The sequence below is a fragment of the Chthonobacter rhizosphaerae genome, from assembly GCF_013839525.1.
GTDB classification, from domain to species: domain Bacteria; phylum Pseudomonadota; class Alphaproteobacteria; order Rhizobiales; family Pleomorphomonadaceae; genus Chthonobacter; species Chthonobacter rhizosphaerae.
Map to the genome: position 1 here is coordinate 102,366 of NZ_JACDIS010000008.1, position 15,195 is coordinate 117,560.

Consider the following 15,195-nt stretch of genomic DNA (forward strand, 5'->3'; position numbering starts at 1 on the left):
TTCCAAACGGGGACTGGAGCGCGCGGCCCGAGTCGTCGCGCGGGTGGTCCGGTGGGTGCGGGGCGATGGCCAAGAAGCCGAAGAAGGACGATGCAGCGCCGGCCGCCGGGGCCGAGGGCGAGAAGCCGAAGGGCCTCGTCGGGAAGCTGCTCGGGAACAAGAAGCTGCTCATCATCGTGGTGGCGGCGGTGGTTCTCATCGCCGGCGGCGGTGGTGCGGCCGTGTTCCTGATGGGGGGCGGCGACGACGAGGCGCTTGCGGAAGCCCCCAAGGTGCCGGCCGAGCCCACCGCCTTCTACTACGACCTGCCGGTGATGATCGTGAACCTGACCTCCGCGGAGAACCGGGAAACCTACGTGAAGGTTGCGGTGGCGCTGGAGGTGGCGGACCAGGAGATGCTGAAGGTGATCGAGCCGAACATGCCGCGCGTGCTCGACGCCTTCCAGACCTACATGCGCGAGCTGCGCGCCTCGGACCTGCAGGGCTCCGCCGGCCTCTACCGGCTGAAGGAGGAACTGCAGCGGCGCGTGAACGTGGCCGTCTATCCGGCGCGTGTGGACGACGTGCTCTTCAAGAACATCATCATCCAGTAGGGGCCTTCGATGGAGAACGAGGACGAAGACCTCTCTGCCGACTGGGGCGCCGCCCTCGCCGAGCAGAACGGCGGCGGCGAGATGGACGACCTCGCCGCCGAGTGGGGCGCGGCGCTGGAGGAGCAGGGCGTGGAGAACGCGGACGCCATGGCGGCCCAGTGGGCGGCCATGGTGGACGACGGCGACAGCGACCTGGAGAACTCCACGCGCGGCGCCGACCGGGTGCTGAACCAGGAGGAGATCGACAACCTCCTCGGCTTCAACCTGGAAGACCACATCTCCGGCGACACGAGCGGCATTCGCGCGCTGATCAACTCGGCCCTCGTCGCCTACGAGCGGCTGCCGATGCTGGACATCGTGTTCGACCGCCTGGTGCGCGAGACCACGACGTCGCTGCGCAACTTCACCTCCGACAACGTGGAGGTGTCGCTCGACAGCATCTCGTCGGTGCGTTTCGAGGACTATCTGAACTCGATCCCGCTGCCGGCCATCCTGGCGGTGTTCAAGGCGGAGCAGTGGGACAACTACGGGATCGTGACGGTCGACTCGTCGCTGATCTACTCGATCATCGACGTGCTCCTCGGCGGCGGCCGGGGCACGACGGCGATCCGCGTGGAGGGGCGGCCCTACACCACGATCGAGATGAACCTCGTGCGGCGCATGATCGAGATCGTGCTCGCCGACGCCGAGAAGGCGTTCGCGCCGCTCACCCAGATCAAGTTCAGCCTGGAGCGCCTGGAGACCAACCCGCGCTTCGCCGCGATCTCGCGGCCGAAGAACGCCGCCATCCTGGTGCAGTTCCGGGTGGACATGGAGGACCGCGGCGGCAAGGTGGAGATGCTTCTCCCCTACGCGACGATCGAGCCGATCCGCGACCAGCTCCTCCAGATGTTCATGGGCGAGAAGTTCGGCCGGGACACCATCTGGGAAGGCCATCTCGCTACCGAGATCTACCACGCCGCCGTCGAGGTGGACGCGGTCATGTGCGAGGAGGACCTTCCCCTCTCCATGATCCTCGACCTGCAGGTGGGCCAGACGCTGCTGTTCAACGTGTCGCCGACCGACCCGGTCGCGGTGAAGTGCGGCGACATCCAGCTGACGTCCGGGCACATCGGCCGGCTGGGCGAGCACGTCTCGGTCAAGGTCACCAAGCCGCTGCGCCGGCCGCGCATGACACTCGCCGCCTTCGAACGGGCGGTTCAGAAAGACCTGGAGAAGACATGACGGGCCTCAACCTCGGTATGATCATCGAGATCATCGTCGCCGTTCTTCTCGTGCTGACGATCGCCTACTGCATGGTGCTGAACAAGCGCCTGACCCGCCTGCGGGCGGACGAGGAGGTGCTGCGGGCGACCATCTCGGAGCTGATCACGGCGACCGAGATCGCCGAGCGGGCCATCCTGGGCCTGAAGGCGACGGCGGCGGAGTGCGAGAAGACCCTCGGCGGCAAGCTGAAGGCGGCGGACGGGGCCATCCTGGACCTCGACCGGCGGATCACCACGGGCAACGACATCGTGCGCCGCCTCGTGGCCATCGCCGGCGCCGCCAGCCCGGCGCCCCAGCAGCCGGCGCCGACCGCCGCCCAGGGCGCGTTCGCGGCCCCGGCCTATGCGCAGCCGCAGCCGCAGCTGACCCGCGAGGCGCAGGCGGCCCACTTCGCGCCCATCCCGCCTCCGGCTCCGGCTTACGCGGCCCCGACCTACTCGGCGCCCGCGCCGCACAACCCGGCCACCGCGCCGCGCGAGCCGGTGACGCGCTCGCTGCAGCAGGCCGCCGAGGCGGCCGCCGAGCGGCTGACCGCGTTCCGGCGCAACCGTGAGGAAGCCGCCTGATGGTCCGCATGCGGTTGCTGCCGATCGTGCTCTTCGGCGTGGGGGCGCTGTTCGTCCTGAAGGTCCTGGGGCTCGCCACGGGCGAGGGCTCGTTCGCGGTCGGCCCGGCGCCGGCGGTGGCGGCCGGCGGCGGCGGGAACGCGGCGCCGGCGGCGGACGACGATTTCGCGAACACCGCGGTGGAGCCGCCGGTCGACCTCAGGCGCGAGTTCAAAGAGCAGCAGCAGAAGGCGGCCGCCGCGGGCGGACATGGCAAGGCCGAGGGCGATGGCAAAGCGCCGGCGGCGGACGGGCACGGCGCGCCGGCCGCGGATGCGCAGGCCGCGGATGCGCAAGCCGCCGCGCCGGCGGATGCGCACGCGGCCTCGGCCACGCCGGATGGCGGCCACGGAACGCCGCCGAACGCCGACGGCAAAGCGGCCTCCTCAGCTGCCGGACAGGCCGGCGCGCCGGCTGCGGGCGACGCAGCGGCGGCGACCGAGCATGCCGCGCCGGCCGACGCGAAGACCGCACCGGCGGATGCCCACGGGGCGCCCGCGGCGGACGCGCACGGCGGCGGCGACGGGGAGGACGACGGTCTGGAGGGCGCGGTCACCACGGTGCGGCCGGAGGAGTTCAAGCCCGAGGGGTCGAAGTCGGAGACGGCGGTGCTCCAGAGCCTTTCGGACCGGCGCTCGGACCTCGACAAGCGCGAGGACGACCTGATGCTCCGGCTGAAGCTGCTGGAGGCCGCCGAGGCGCGGCTGCAGAAGCGGGTGGACGAACTGAAGTCGATCGAGACGCAGATCAGCGCCGCCCGGCAGACCGAGGAGGCCACCGCGAGCGAGCGCGTGAAGGGGCTCGCCACCATGTACGAGAACATGAAGCCCAAGGCGGCGGCGGCCGTGTTCGACACCCTGGACCTGCCGATCCTCCTCGATCTCGCCAAGTCCATGCAGCCGAAGAAGATGGCGGCGGTGCTGGCGCAGATGTCGCCCGCGAACGCGGCCCGCCTGACAACCGCGCTCGCCGCCCGGCCGGACGAACCGGTGCGGACCGTGTCGGCCGGCGAGCCCGGCGCGCCGGGAGTCGGGCAGACGGCGCCCGGCCTCGACGCGCTGCCGAAGATCATGCCGGCCGCGCCGGCCAACTGACCGGGCCGGGACCGACTGGAAAATCAGCGGACTACAGGGCATTGCCTCATCCGGCGTAACAGCACATTAAGCGCATTGAATTAGTCTGATCCCGACAGGCGGACCGCGAGGCCGGTTCGCGTTCGGGTGGGTGATGACAGGGATCGCACGACGTCGGGCCGGAAGCCACGGCGCCACGCTCCGCCGGGTGGTCCGGTCGGTCGGGGTGGTGCTCGCACTGCTGTGCGTGCTCGTCGGGACCTCTGGCGGGTTCGGCCGGGCGATCGCGGCGGAGCGCGCCGACGTGTCCGTGGAGGACGCGGGCACCCACGGCCGGGTGGTGGTCGACTTTCCGGCGCTGAACCTCCTGCCCAAGCACACGGTCCGCTCCACCAACGGCGTCCTCGTCCTGGAGTTCGACGTCGCGGTCGAGATGGATGTGAACCGCATCCCGATCGTGCTCGGCCGCTATGTGACGATCGCCCGCAACGACCCGGACGGGCGCGGGGCGCGGCTCGCGCTGAACCGCCTGGTGCGCGTCAACACCATGGAGGCGGGCGGCAAGCTCTTCATCGATTTCCTGCCGACGTCCTGGACCGGGCCGCCGCCGCGCCTGCCGGAGGAGGTGGTGGCCGAACTCGCCCGCAAGGCGGATGAAGCCGCCAAGCTCGCCCGCGAGGCGGAGATCCTGCGCCAGGCCGGCACGACGAAGCCGGAACTGGACCTCCGTGTGGGGCGCAATCCCACCTTCACGCGACTGTCCTTCGGTTGGAACCTGCCCTTCCAGGCGGACTTCAAGCGCGGCGACACGAGCGTGGTGCTGACCTTCGATCGGAAGGCGGCGGTGGACCTCGCGCCCATCAAGGCGGACATGCCGCCCTTCCTGGAGGACATCTCGGTGTCGTCGGAGCCGGACGGCGGGCTCGTGTTCCGGCTGGTGGTGCAGCCGGTCGCGGACGTGCGCGCCTTCCGGGAGGACAAGGCCTACGTGGTCGACATCCAGGGGCCGCTCGATCCGGCTACGCTCGATCCGACCAACGAGGCGATCCAGGCGGTGCTTGGCGGTGACGGGGGCGGGTCGGCGCGGGTGGTGTCGCTCGGGACGGCCCCGGAGCATGCGGAGGGCACGGACCACGCGCCGGCGCACGACGGGGCCGGGCACGCCGCCGCGCCGGCACCGGAGCCGGTGACGGACCCGACGGATCAGGCGATCGACGAGAGCCGTCAGGTCCGGCCGAAGCTGCCGCTGGTGGTGACGCGGGCGGCCGAGCCGACCGAGGAGCACACGGCTCCGCCGGCGGCGCAGCCGGCTCCGGCACAGCCGGAAGAGGACGACCTGGTGGAGGGCGGCACGCGCCGGCTGGTGGACGACGCCGTCCGGGTGGAGGCCAAGCGGATCGGTCGGGCGACGCGGGTGGTGTTCCCCTACAAGACCTCGGTCGGTTCGGCGCTCTTCACCCGAGGGCCGGCGCTCTGGTTCGTGGTCGACAGCCTGGCGCCGCTCGACCTCGACCCGCTGCGCGAGGCGCTCGCCGGCCTCGCCACGTCCATCGAGCCGCTGACCATCGGCGAGGCGCGGGCGCTCCGGATCGTCCTCGCGGAGCCGCTGCTCGCCACGCTCAATGCGGACGGCACCTACTGGGTGGTGACCATCGGCGACATCGTGATGGAGCCGACCCGGCCGCTGCCGATCAAGCGGTCGATCCGGGAGGACGGCACAACGGCGCTCGACATCCCGTTCGGCCGGATGACCGGTCTGCACGATTTCACGGACCCGGCGATCGGCGACCGGCTGGTGGTGGTGACCGGCCTCGGGCCGGCGCGGGGGCTGATCAAGCCGCAGTCCTTCGTGGAGGTGCAGGCGCTGTCGTCGGCCCACGGGCTTGCGTTCGTGCCGCTCACCGACGACGTGGAGATCCGGGCTGAGAACACGGAGGTAAGCATCGATCGGCCGGACGGCCTGTCGGTGTCCACGGCGGTGCCGGCGCAACGGGCGACGCTGATCGACATGCCGCGGGCGATGGGCGCGGCCACGGACGACCGGCCCGGATATGTGGACTTCGGCGACCTGGAGGCGGAGACGCCGCCTGACTTCTGGCGCGGACGCCACGAGCTGACGACCTCCCTGGCCCAGGCCAAGACCCGCGAAGAGCGGGTTTCGCGCTGGTACAGGATGGCCGAATTCCTGCTGGCCAACGGCATGGCGTTCGAGGCGATCGGCAGCCTCAACCTGATCGCGTCCTTCGCGACGGAGGAGGCGACGTCGCAGCGGATGGCGATGCTGCGGGCGGCCGCGTCGGTGCTCGCCAACCGGCCGAAGGACGCGCTGGATCTCCTCGACCGGCCCGAGTTCGAGACGAGCCCGGACGCGGCGGTGTGGAAGACGATCGCCCTGGAGGAGATCGGCGACCATCCGGGCGCGCGCAAGACCTATCCGCGCGGCGATGCGGTGGTGGGGAGCTATCCGAAGTCGATCCAGACCCGCTTTCTCCTGGCGGGGATCGAGTCGGCGGTGGAGCTCAACGACTTCGGGCGGGCGCGCAGCCTGCTGGCGCAGCTCGACCCGCGCTTCCTGACCCCGAACGACCTCGCCAGCATCGATCTCCTGAACGCGCGGGCGGCGGACGCGACCGGCCACATCACGGATGCCATCGACCTTTTGTCGAAGGCGGTGCAGTCGTCCACCGGACCGGTGGAGGCGGAGGCGACCTACCGGCTGGTGAATCTGCAGCGACGCGAGGGCCTGATCACCCTGGACCAGGCGGCGGACCGGCTGGAGCAGCTGGCCGTGTCGTGGCGCGGCGACGAGATCGAGCTGAAGACGCTGCGGACGCTGGCCCAGATCTCGGTGGAGCGGGACGACTACCGGCGCGGCTTCGAGCTGATGCGGATCGCCAACGAGGTGGGTCCGGGCTCCGACACCACGCGCCTGATGCAGGAGGAGATGCAGTCGGCCTTCTCCGAGCTCTTCCTGGACGGGAAGGCGAAGGACATGCCGCCCGTGGAGGCGCTGGCGCTCTACTACGACTTCCGGGAGCTGACGCCGAACGGCCGCCGCGGCGACGAGATGGTGCGCAAGCTGGCGGACCGGCTGGTGGAGGTGGACCTGCTGCCGCAGGCGGCGGAACTCCTGTCCTATCAGGTGGACAACCGGCTGCGGGGCGCGGCCAAGGCCAAGGTTGCGGCGGATCTGGCGCTCATCTACCTGCTGGACGACCGGCCGGACCTCGCGCTCCTGACACTCAGCCGGAGCCGGCAGGCGGACCTGCCGATCGCCATCGAGCGCCAGCGGCGGCTCGTGGAGGCGAAGGCGTTGGCGGACACCGGCAAGCCGGACCTCGGGCTGGAGCTCCTGAAGCCGCTGAGCGGCGGCGAGATCCAGCGGCTGAGGGCGGAGATCCTGTGGACGTCCGGCCGCTACCAGGACGCGGGCGAGACGTTCGAGCGGCTGGTCGGGGCCCGGTGGTCCGAGGCGACGCCGCTCGGCGCCCGCGAGCAGCTGGACGTGATGCGCGCCGGGATCTCCTACGCGCTGGCGGAGGACCGGCTCGGCGTGGACCGGCTGCGCTCCAAGTTCGCCGCCAAGATGGCCGAGACGCCGAACGGCGGCGCCTTCCAGGTGGTGACGAGCCCGGTGGAGGGTTCCGGCACGGCCTTCAACGACATCGTCATGCGGATCGCCAAGTCGGACGCGGTGGAAGGCTTCCTGGAGGACTACCGGACCCGCTACATCAACAGCGCCGGCGACGACCGTCCCGAGATCATCGAGCAGCCGGTTCCGGGCGCCGAGCCCGTGGACGTGCCGCCGCCGAGCGCGGAGAACCGCGTCGCGCCGCCGGTGAACGCCGGCTGAGACGGGCCGCGGACGGAACGCAAGCGGCGCGGCCCGGGTGACCGGAACCGCGCCGCCGTGGTTTCAGAGGGGAGAGCGCCTCGGGCAGGAGCCGGGGCGCGACACGCGTCAGCGGACGGCGATGTCCTTGCCGAGCTTCAGGAAGTAGGTCTCGCCGGAGGAGTCGTCGACGCCGTCGTTGTCGGTGACCACGTAGGCCTCGCCGTTGGCGTCGACCGCGAAGCCTTCCACCTTGTCGACCACGTAGCCGTTGAAGGCGGCGAGGTCCGGGACGAGGTCGCGGACCACGGACTTCTTGACGACCGGGATCTCGGACGCGCCGACCGGAGCCGGGGTGACGCCCGCGAGCGAGACCTCGGTGAGCGTCTTCAGCCCGGCGGCCTCGCCGATCTGGTTGTCGCGCTCGATGATGATGAGCTTGTCGCCGACGGCGGTGATCTCCGACAGGCCGACCCAGGCGCCTTCACCCGCGGCCTTCTCCAGCGGATAGTGGACGACGCCCCAGGCCTTGGTGGCGGGCGTGTAGGCGAGCAGCATCGCCATGCCCTTCGGGTCGGACTTCCACTCGCGCTGGACGGCGAGCCAGACGGTCTCCGCGTCGCCCTCGCCGGTGACGGTGACGCCCTCCAGGCCGTTGGAGGTCATGCCGGCGACGAGCTCGGCCGGCAGTTCGATCTCCTCCTGGATCGCGCCGTCGGCGCCGACCTTGAGGAGGAGGTTCTTCAGCTCGTTCTTCACGTGGCCTTCCGAGGCGACCCAGAAGGTGCCGTCCGCGCGGGTCGCGATGCCCTCGAAGTCGAGCTTCTCGCCGGGCTTGCCGTCACGGGTGACGGTGATCGCGTCGGTCACCATGGCGGGCTTCGACGTGGCGTCGATGGTGAGGATGCGCGGGGCGGCCTTGTAGATGCTGTCCGTGACCGCGTAGAGCTTGCCGGGCTGGGTGCGGTCGGCGGTGAGGCCGGACAGGGCGCCGAACGGGATCGGCAGGCCGTCCTTCGACGCCGAGCGGATGGTCGGGTAGACCGCTTCGCCCTCGCCGCGGGCGTAGATCATCACGTGCGCGCGGACGCCGCCGTCCTCCACGAGGTCGGTCTCGTTGGCGGTGACGAACAGGTTGCGCGACGGGATGGCGAGGGTGCCTTCCGGGCCGATGCCGGAGGGGAGCATCTGCAGGAGTTCCGGCTCGGCGCCGGTGTCGCGGTAGACGGCCACCAGGGAGGCGCGCTCGGAGGCGACGAAGATCAGCTTGTCGGCCCCGAAGGTGGCGGCGTCGACGCCCTCGATCTCGATGCCCTTCTTGTTGCGCTTGTCGTTGTAGTGGCCGAGGGCGACCATCTCGTGCTCGAGGGTCGCGCCGGCGTCATAGAGGACCTTGCCGTCGCGGCCGAAGATGGAGAAGCCGCGGGTGCCGCCCTTGAAGTCGCCCTCGTTGGCGGTGACGAAGCGCTCGTCGTCGATCCAGACCACGCCGTCCGGCTCGCGCGGGACGTCCTTCATCTCGCCGGTGAGCGCGATGGCGCCGTCCTTCTCGGTGTCGATGCCGGTGAGCGTCACGGCGCCGGCGGTGTAGTGGGCGACGACCTTGGCGGTGGCGAGGTCGACGATGGCGATGTGGTTGTTCTCCTGGAAGGTGACGACCGCCTCGTTCCGGCCGTTGACGGAGACGAACTCCGGCTCCGGATCCTCCGGGGCGACCTCGGCGAGACCGGTGAGCTCGACCTTCTTCAGGCTGTCGCAGGCGGGCAGGCCGTCCTTGACGGTGAGGACGGCGAGGAAGCCGCCCGGAAGCTGCGGCAGGGCGCCGTCGTTCACGTCCTCGTCGCGCTCGTTCTCGATGGCGATGGCGACGAAGCCCTTGTCGGGGGAGAGGGCGACGCTGTCGGGCTGGCCGCCGAGGTCGCAGGTGCCGTCCACGGCCTTGGAGGCGATGTCGACGACGGCGAGGTGGCCGGCGGGCTTGTCCTTGCTCTCGGAGGTGACGACGCCGACGATCGCCTTCTCGCCGATGACCTTCACGGAGGTGGGCTCGCCGGACAGCGCCACGAAGCCGGCGGCCTTGGGGGCGGCCGGGTCGGTGATGTCGACGAGGCCGATGCCGCCCTGCGGGCTGTCGGTGTAGACGAGCGTCATGCCGTCCTCGGTGGCGGCGATGATCTCGGCGACGGACTCCTTGCCGGGCTCGGGCGCGTTGGCGGCGGACGAGATCGCCGACACCCGATTGAACATCTCGGCGGCGGGCGCGGACAGGACGGTCGTGGAGAGAAGGGCGGCGGCGAGCGCGCCGAGCCGGAACGTGGAGGTCATGGTCTTCCCCGAGGGCTGAGGACAAGCTTGGGAAGACCGTCAAACCATGCTCTCGATGACGGATGGATGACGTTTTGACGATGCTTTCACGAAAGCCCGAAGGACCGCACCAGGCTGCCGGCGAGGAGGGACCAGCCGTCGACGAGGACGAAGAAGATGAGCTTGAACGGCAGGGACACGACGGCGGGCGGCATCATCATCATGCCCATCGCCATGAGGATGGACGACACGACCATGTCGATGATGACGAACGGCAGGTAGATCAGGAAGCCGATCTCGAAGGCGCGCCGGAGCTCGGAGATCATGAAGGCCGGGATGAGGATGCGCAGGCTCAGTTCCTCGGCGGTGGCGGGCGCCTCCTGGTTGGCGAGATCGAGGAAGAGCGCGACGTCCTCCTCGCGGACCTGCGTGCGCATGAAGGTGTGGAAGGGGGCGATCGCCCGCTCGGCCCCCTCGCCGAGTTCCAGCGTGCCCTCGATGACCGGCTGGATGCCGTCCTCGTAGGACGCCTCGAAGGTCGGCTGCATGATGAAGGCCGTGAGGAAGAGGGCGAGCGAGATCATCACCGCGTTCGGCGGCGCCGACTGGAGGCCGATGGCGGTGCGCAGGAGCGACAGGACGACGACGATCCGGGTGAAGGACGTCATCATGACGAGGATGGACGGGGCGAGGCTGAGGACCGTGATGAGGCCGATCAGCTGGACGGCCCGCTCGGTGAGGGTGGTGCCTTCACCGAGCGCGATGGAAATGTCCTGGGCCGCCGCGGGCACGACCGCCGCGACCCATCCGCCCGCCGCCAAGAGCGCCAGCCTGCCCCACCGCATCGCCATCGTGTCCACCTGGTATCGCCGCCCCGGACGGGGCGCCCGTCGTCTGCCGGACGAAAAAGGGCCGGCGGGAGAGCGGCCTCTCACCCCGCCGGCACGGACGCGTCACGCCATGGAACGAACGCCGCCGGCGACGCGGGGCGGTGTCGCCCCGGACGCCGGCTGAAGGACGGCGGGCAGGCTCCCGCGGGAGCCCTGGCCGCGCCGCCGTGCCGGTCGCGGCTGCCCGAGCCGGAGGCCGGGCGAGCCGACCGGCGGGCCGGTCAGGACCGGCCGGACGAGCGGTTGCCGTCGCCGGCCAGCTCGTCGAGCAGGCGGGCCATCTCATCCTCCAGGGAGGTGAAATCGTCCGCCTTGGAGGGGGTCTGCTGGGCCGGCTTGTCGATCGTCACCGGAGGCGCCGCCTCCGGGGCGGGCTCGACCCGCTCGGCCCCGAAGTCCAGCACAGGCTCGGGCCGGCGGGCGCCCGGGTTCGGCTCCTCGACCAGGATCCGGGCGAGGTCGTCGGCGAGGCTGGCGCCGATGTCGCCGCGCGGGGCAGGCTCGACGGCCGGCAGGACCGCCGCGCTCGGGCCGGCGGTGCGGGCGAGCGTCTCCGGCTCCACCTTCGGGAACTGGGGCGCGTCGGCCAGCCCGTCGTCGGACACCGGCTTCAGGCCGATCTGCTCCGGCTCCAGTCGCGCGCGGTCCGGGCCGGCGGCCTGCACCGGCGCGGGTGCCGGCTGCGGGACGGGCGCGTCGGCGACGGTCTCCACCCGGATCGGGCCGCCGGCCGGGGCCGGCGTCACGCGGGGGCGGAACCAGGCGCTGGCGGAGCCGAGCACGGTCTTCGGAGCGGAGGCGGCCGGCGCGGGGGCGGGAGCCGGCGGCTCGACGGCCGGCGGTTCCACCACGGGCTCCTCGGCGACGGCCGGAGCGGGCGGGACCGGCGCCTGGGGCGGCGTCTCGCGCATGGTGAAGGCCGCTGGGCCGCGCGTCGGGCGGGCGTATGTCGCCGGCGGCGGCGTCGGGGCGCGGGCGGGCGCCGGCGGGGGAGCGGACGCGGCCGCCGGAGCGGAAGAGGCCGCCGGGCGGGGCTCGTCCACATCGAGGCGGAGGGCTTCGTCGAGGCGCGCGGCGAGATCGTCGAACGGAATGGCCGGGGCCTTCGGGTCGACCGCCGGCTCGGGAGCGGCGGCCTCGGCGACGAGCGGCGGCGTGGCGATGGGCTCGGTTCGGGCGACCGGGCGGCTCGGCGCCGGCGGCACGTAGGGCTTGGCCGGGCCGGCGGGCGCCGGAGGCTCGGCGGCCGCCTGGACCGGAGCCGCGACGGGCGCCGGATGGGACGGCGCCGACTGGAGCGGCGGATTGGCGCGAGGCGTGAAGCGACGGTCGGCGGCGGGCCGCGCGTCCGCCGCCGGGCGCGGTTCGGCCGGCTCGACCGGGCGGATCTCGGCGGCGGGTCGGAGCGGCCGGACCGTGCTGTCCTGGGCGGGCTCGAGGCGGGCGACCGGGGGCTCCGCCCGTTCGGCGGCGAAGGCCCGCTCGGACGGGGACTGGCGCTCGGACGGGGACTGGCGCTCCGCCTGGGCGTGACGCTCGGACGGGCCGGGACGCTCGGGAGCGCGGCGATCGGGCCGGTCGTCGGGCGCCGGGGGCGACGGCACGTCGAAGGCCTGGGGCGGACGGGCGACGCGGCCGGCGGTGGTGCCGACCGGGACGCCCTTGATGATGGTCTGCTCGACCACGACGTCGGACGGACCTCCGATCAGGATCAGGTGTTCCACGTTGTCGCGCCGTATCAGCACCAGGCGCCGACGATTGTCCACGGCCGTCACGTCCATCACGGCCAGGCGGGGCTGCCGGCTGCGCATGGTGCCGAGGGCGGACCGGCCAACCGTCGCGTTCCAAAGGCGCGGAAGGATGAACCAGCAGAACACACCGAACAGAACGACGAGGACGATGATGATCGCCCTCCCACCGCCTGTCGATCCAAACCACTCAACGAGCTGATCCTGCATTTCGCTCTCTTGGTCGATTCCTGTGCAGCGACGGGTGCACCCCGGGGCGTCAGCGAATCCTGGACGTATTCCAACATAGTAAACTGTCGGGCAATGTTTGCCGACCCCCCGCCCATTCCGCTGAACGATGGGCCACCCGACCTGTCACAACCGCTACGCCATTACTACGGGATCAAGGTTCCTGCCAATCTGCCCGGCAAGCATTAACGGCTCGTTAACCATGCGCTCGGCAGAATATGCCTACTATAAAATATGTCACGCCCGAGTCGAACGCCCACATCGCGAGCCGATGGAAGGGCCGGCCCGGCGCCAAGGAGCGGCCGGTCCATGGGGATTTCCGACCTGACGGTGATGCGGGCGATCCGCGAGAAGCTGAAGTTCCACGAGCAGCGCCAGACCGTTCTCGCCGACAACGTGGCCAACGCGTCGACCCCGGGCTTCAGGGGGCGGGACCTGAAGGCGCCGGACTTCTTCCGTGTGGCGGCGGCGGGCAATCCGCCGGCCGGGGTCGCGCCGGCGGTGACCAACGCCGCCCACCTGCCGGGGCGGGTGTCGACGGCGAAGGCGTTCAAGGACGAGGCCGTCGCCGGCTACGAGGTGACGCCGGACGGCAACGCGGTGGTGCTCGAAGAGCAGATGATGAAGATCTCGCAGAACCAGATGGACTTCCAGATGGCGACCTCGCTCTACCAGCGCAGCGTCGGCCTCCTGAAGACCGCCATCGGCAAGCGGTGAAGGGGCAGGGGACCATGGACTTCCTGAAGACGCTGATGGTGTCGGCCGCGGGCCTCAAGGTGCAGTCGGGGCGGATGCGGGTGATCGCGGAAAACCTCGCCAACGCGGACAGCGCCGCCCGCACCCCGAACGAGGACCCGTACCGGCGCAAGATCCCGACGGTGACGACCGCCTTCGACAAGGAACTCGGCGCCCAGATCGTGAAGCTCGGCAAGGTCGACGCCGACCGGAGCGACTTCGACAGCCGCTACGAGCCGGGCCACCCGGCCGCCGACGCCAACGGCATGGTGCGCTACCCGAACGTCTCGTCGCTGATCGAGAGCGTGGACATGCGGGAGGCCCAGCGCACCTACGAGGCCAACCTCAACGTGGTGTCGGCGACCCGCTCGATGCTGCAGCGGACGATCGACATCCTGCGCGGCTGATCCGCGCTTACCCGTCCCCACCCGACGCCGCGCCGCCGGACGGCGCCTTTGAGACTGGAACGAACCCATGGCCATCACGACGCCGCTCAACGCCACCAACGCCTACGGAGCCATGGCCCGGATCGCGGGCCGCCTCACGGACACGCAGCAGCCGGCCGGCAAGGCGGCCGGCGCGGATCCGTCGAGCTTCGCCGGCCTCGTCCGCGACCAGATCGACACGTTGGTCCAGCAGGGCAACGCCACGGAAGCCATGCAGCGCGACCTCCTCGCCGGGAAGGCGGACGTGATCGACGTGGTGACGGCGGTGTCCGAGACCGAACTGGCGCTGGAGACCATGGTGTCGGTGCGCGACAAGGTGATCGCCGCCTACGAGGAGATCATGCGGATGCCGATCTGACGGCGGCCGCCGCTCCTCCTCCGCCCGCCAGCTTTCCGCCCACCGTTCGAAGACCACAAGGACCGCTCGCCGCATGACCGGAGCCGACGCCCTCGACATCGCGCGCGACGCCATCTGGGTGACCGTGGAGATCGCCGCGCCGACCATGCTGGTCGGCCTCGTGATCGGCCTGACCGTGGCGCTGTTCCAGGCGCTGACGCAGATCCAGGAGATGACGATCGCCTTCGTGCCGAAGATCCTGGCCATCTTCATCGTGCTGATCCTGGCGCTCCCGTTCATGTCGGACGCGCTCAACGGCTTCATGCTGCGCATCTCCGAGCGGATCGTGGCGGGGTGAGATGACGATCCGCATCCTCCCGGAGGTGACGGTTCTGTTCATCCTGCTGTTCGGGCGGCTCGGCGCCATGGTGATGCTGCTGCCGACGCTGGGCGAGCAGGCGGTGCCGGTGCGCTTCCGGCTGGCGCTCGCCCTGGTGCTGACCCTGATCTTCTACCCGATCGTGTCCACGACCCTGCCGCAGGGCCTGCAGGACAACACCCCGGCGCTTCTGGCTGCCCTCGGCCGGGAGGTGCTGATCGGGCTCGCGCTCGGGCTGGTGGCGCGGCTGGCGCTGTCGGTGGCGCAGATCGCCGGCACGGCGGTGGCGGCGAACATCGGCCTGTCGTTCGCCCAGTCGGTGGACCCGACCATGGGGCAGCAGGGCGCCATCATCGCGAGCTTCCTGTCGGTCACCGGGCTGACGCTGGTGTTCGTGACCGACCTCCACCACGTGGCGATCGCCGGGATCGCGGAGAGCTACCGGATGTTCCCGCCGGGCGGGGCGCTGCCGATCGCCGATTTCCGCGACGCGGCGCTGATGGCGGTGGCGGAGAGCTTCAAGCTCGGCATCCAGATCGCGGCGCCCTTCCTGCTGTTCGGTCTCGTCTTCAACCTGGGGCTCGGCGTGCTGCAGAAGCTGATGCCGCAGCTGCAGGTGTTCTTCCTCGCCATGCCGGTCTCGATCGGCGTCGGCCTCATCCTGTTCGCGCTTCTCATCGGCACCATGACGACCACCTACGTGGAGCACGTCCGGATGGTGCTGATGCGCTTCATCGGTCCGTGACGGAGACGCCCCGC

General features: G+C 71.0%; 13 protein-coding genes. 10 read left to right on the forward strand and 3 right to left on the reverse strand.

Annotation, left to right across the window (positions count from 1 at the left end; genetic code table 11):
* Positions 1 to 65: 65 nt before the first annotated feature.
* The 5 genes from HND91_RS15435 to HND91_RS15455 all read left to right on the forward strand — a co-directional run bounded on the left by HND91_RS15435 (position 66) and on the right by HND91_RS15455 (position 7,390).
* The gene (locus HND91_RS15435; RefSeq protein WP_181707498.1) at positions 66 to 593 is read left to right on the forward strand and encodes a flagellar basal body-associated FliL family protein; all 528 of its coding nucleotides are present in this window, start codon (positions 66 to 68) and stop codon (positions 591 to 593) included.
* 9 nt (positions 594 to 602) lie between these two features.
* Positions 603 to 1,817: a flagellar motor switch protein FliM gene (gene fliM, locus HND91_RS15440; RefSeq protein ID WP_181707499.1), complete on the forward strand. Its 1,215-nt coding sequence runs from the start codon at positions 603 to 605 to the stop codon at positions 1,815 to 1,817.
* Positions 1,814 to 2,425, forward strand: coding sequence for a DUF6468 domain-containing protein (locus HND91_RS15445; protein ID WP_181707500.1), 612 nt, complete (start codon positions 1,814 to 1,816; stop codon positions 2,423 to 2,425). Before fliM ends, HND91_RS15445 begins: the two co-directional genes overlap by 4 nt.
* A complete protein-coding gene (locus HND91_RS15450; protein WP_181707501.1) occupies positions 2,425 to 3,558 on the forward strand; it encodes a MotE family protein in 1,134 nt (377 codons plus the stop codon). Before HND91_RS15445 ends, HND91_RS15450 begins: the two co-directional genes overlap by 1 nt.
* A 133-nt stretch (positions 3,559 to 3,691) precedes the next feature.
* Positions 3,692 to 7,390: a hypothetical protein gene (locus tag HND91_RS15455; protein WP_181707502.1), complete on the forward strand. Its 3,699-nt coding sequence runs from the start codon at positions 3,692 to 3,694 to the stop codon at positions 7,388 to 7,390.
* Between the two features lie 108 nt (positions 7,391 to 7,498).
* Here HND91_RS15455 and HND91_RS15460 read toward each other — a convergent pair whose 3' ends face one another.
* The 3 genes from HND91_RS15460 to HND91_RS22470 all read right to left on the reverse strand — a co-directional run bounded on the left by HND91_RS15460 (position 7,499) and on the right by HND91_RS22470 (position 12,521).
* Positions 7,499 to 9,694: an esterase-like activity of phytase family protein gene (locus tag HND91_RS15460; protein ID WP_181707503.1), complete on the reverse strand. Its 2,196-nt coding sequence runs from the start codon at positions 9,692 to 9,694 to the stop codon at positions 7,499 to 7,501.
* 86 nt (positions 9,695 to 9,780) lie between these two features.
* Entirely contained in the window at positions 9,781 to 10,518 is a 738-nt protein-coding gene (fliP, locus tag HND91_RS15465; RefSeq protein WP_181707620.1) for a flagellar type III secretion system pore protein FliP, read from the reverse strand.
* Positions 10,519 to 10,784: 266 nt separating this feature from the next.
* Entirely contained in the window at positions 10,785 to 12,521 is a 1,737-nt protein-coding gene (locus tag HND91_RS22470) for a flagellar biosynthetic protein FliO (RefSeq protein WP_210272737.1), read from the reverse strand.
* 327 nt (positions 12,522 to 12,848) lie between these two features.
* Here HND91_RS22470 and flgB point away from each other — a divergent pair, with 327 nt between their 5' ends.
* The 5 genes from flgB (at position 12,849) to fliR (ending at position 15,181) form a co-directional block, all read left to right on the forward strand.
* Positions 12,849 to 13,256: a flagellar basal body rod protein FlgB gene (gene flgB / locus HND91_RS15475; RefSeq protein WP_181707504.1), complete on the forward strand. Its 408-nt coding sequence runs from the start codon at positions 12,849 to 12,851 to the stop codon at positions 13,254 to 13,256.
* A 14-nt stretch (positions 13,257 to 13,270) separates the two neighbouring features.
* A complete protein-coding gene (flgC, locus tag HND91_RS15480) occupies positions 13,271 to 13,681 on the forward strand; it encodes a flagellar basal body rod protein FlgC (RefSeq protein WP_181707505.1) in 411 nt (136 codons plus the stop codon).
* Between the two features lie 67 nt (positions 13,682 to 13,748).
* On the forward strand, positions 13,749 to 14,078 hold the full coding sequence (gene fliE / locus HND91_RS15485; protein ID WP_181707506.1) for a flagellar hook-basal body complex protein FliE: 330 nt from the start codon (positions 13,749 to 13,751) through the stop codon (positions 14,076 to 14,078).
* A gap of 73 nt (positions 14,079 to 14,151) precedes the next feature.
* Positions 14,152 to 14,415: a flagellar biosynthesis protein FliQ gene (gene fliQ / locus HND91_RS15490; protein ID WP_181707507.1), complete on the forward strand. Its 264-nt coding sequence runs from the start codon at positions 14,152 to 14,154 to the stop codon at positions 14,413 to 14,415.
* Between the two features lies 1 nt (position 14,416).
* Positions 14,417 to 15,181: a flagellar biosynthetic protein FliR gene (fliR, locus tag HND91_RS15495; protein WP_181707508.1), complete on the forward strand. Its 765-nt coding sequence runs from the start codon at positions 14,417 to 14,419 to the stop codon at positions 15,179 to 15,181.
* The last annotated feature ends 14 nt before the right edge of the window (positions 15,182 to 15,195 follow it).

What these genes read in the sequence shown, in the direction of transcription:
- fliP (WP_181707620.1), bottom strand. Translation starts at nt 10,518, where the DNA reads ATGCGGTGGGGCAGGCTGGCGCTCTTGGCGGCGGGCGGATGGGTCGCG.
- fliR (WP_181707508.1), top strand. Translation starts at nt 14,417, where the DNA reads ATGACGATCCGCATCCTCCCGGAGGTGACGGTTCTGTTCATCCTGCTG.
- HND91_RS15450 (WP_181707501.1), top strand. Translation starts at nt 2,425, where the DNA reads ATGGTCCGCATGCGGTTGCTGCCGATCGTGCTCTTCGGCGTGGGGGCG.
- flgB (WP_181707504.1), top strand. Translation starts at nt 12,849, where the DNA reads ATGGGGATTTCCGACCTGACGGTGATGCGGGCGATCCGCGAGAAGCTG.
- fliM (WP_181707499.1), top strand. Translation starts at nt 603, where the DNA reads ATGGAGAACGAGGACGAAGACCTCTCTGCCGACTGGGGCGCCGCCCTC.
- HND91_RS22470 (WP_210272737.1), bottom strand. Translation starts at nt 12,521, where the DNA reads ATGCAGGATCAGCTCGTTGAGTGGTTTGGATCGACAGGCGGTGGGAGG.
- fliQ (WP_181707507.1), top strand. Translation starts at nt 14,152, where the DNA reads ATGACCGGAGCCGACGCCCTCGACATCGCGCGCGACGCCATCTGGGTG.
- HND91_RS15445 (WP_181707500.1), top strand. Translation starts at nt 1,814, where the DNA reads ATGACGGGCCTCAACCTCGGTATGATCATCGAGATCATCGTCGCCGTT.
- HND91_RS15455 (WP_181707502.1), top strand. Translation starts at nt 3,692, where the DNA reads ATGACAGGGATCGCACGACGTCGGGCCGGAAGCCACGGCGCCACGCTC.
- HND91_RS15460 (WP_181707503.1), bottom strand. Translation starts at nt 9,694, where the DNA reads ATGACCTCCACGTTCCGGCTCGGCGCGCTCGCCGCCGCCCTTCTCTCC.
- HND91_RS15435 (WP_181707498.1), top strand. Translation starts at nt 66, where the DNA reads ATGGCCAAGAAGCCGAAGAAGGACGATGCAGCGCCGGCCGCCGGGGCC.
- flgC (WP_181707505.1), top strand. Translation starts at nt 13,271, where the DNA reads ATGGACTTCCTGAAGACGCTGATGGTGTCGGCCGCGGGCCTCAAGGTG.
- fliE (WP_181707506.1), top strand. Translation starts at nt 13,749, where the DNA reads ATGGCCATCACGACGCCGCTCAACGCCACCAACGCCTACGGAGCCATG.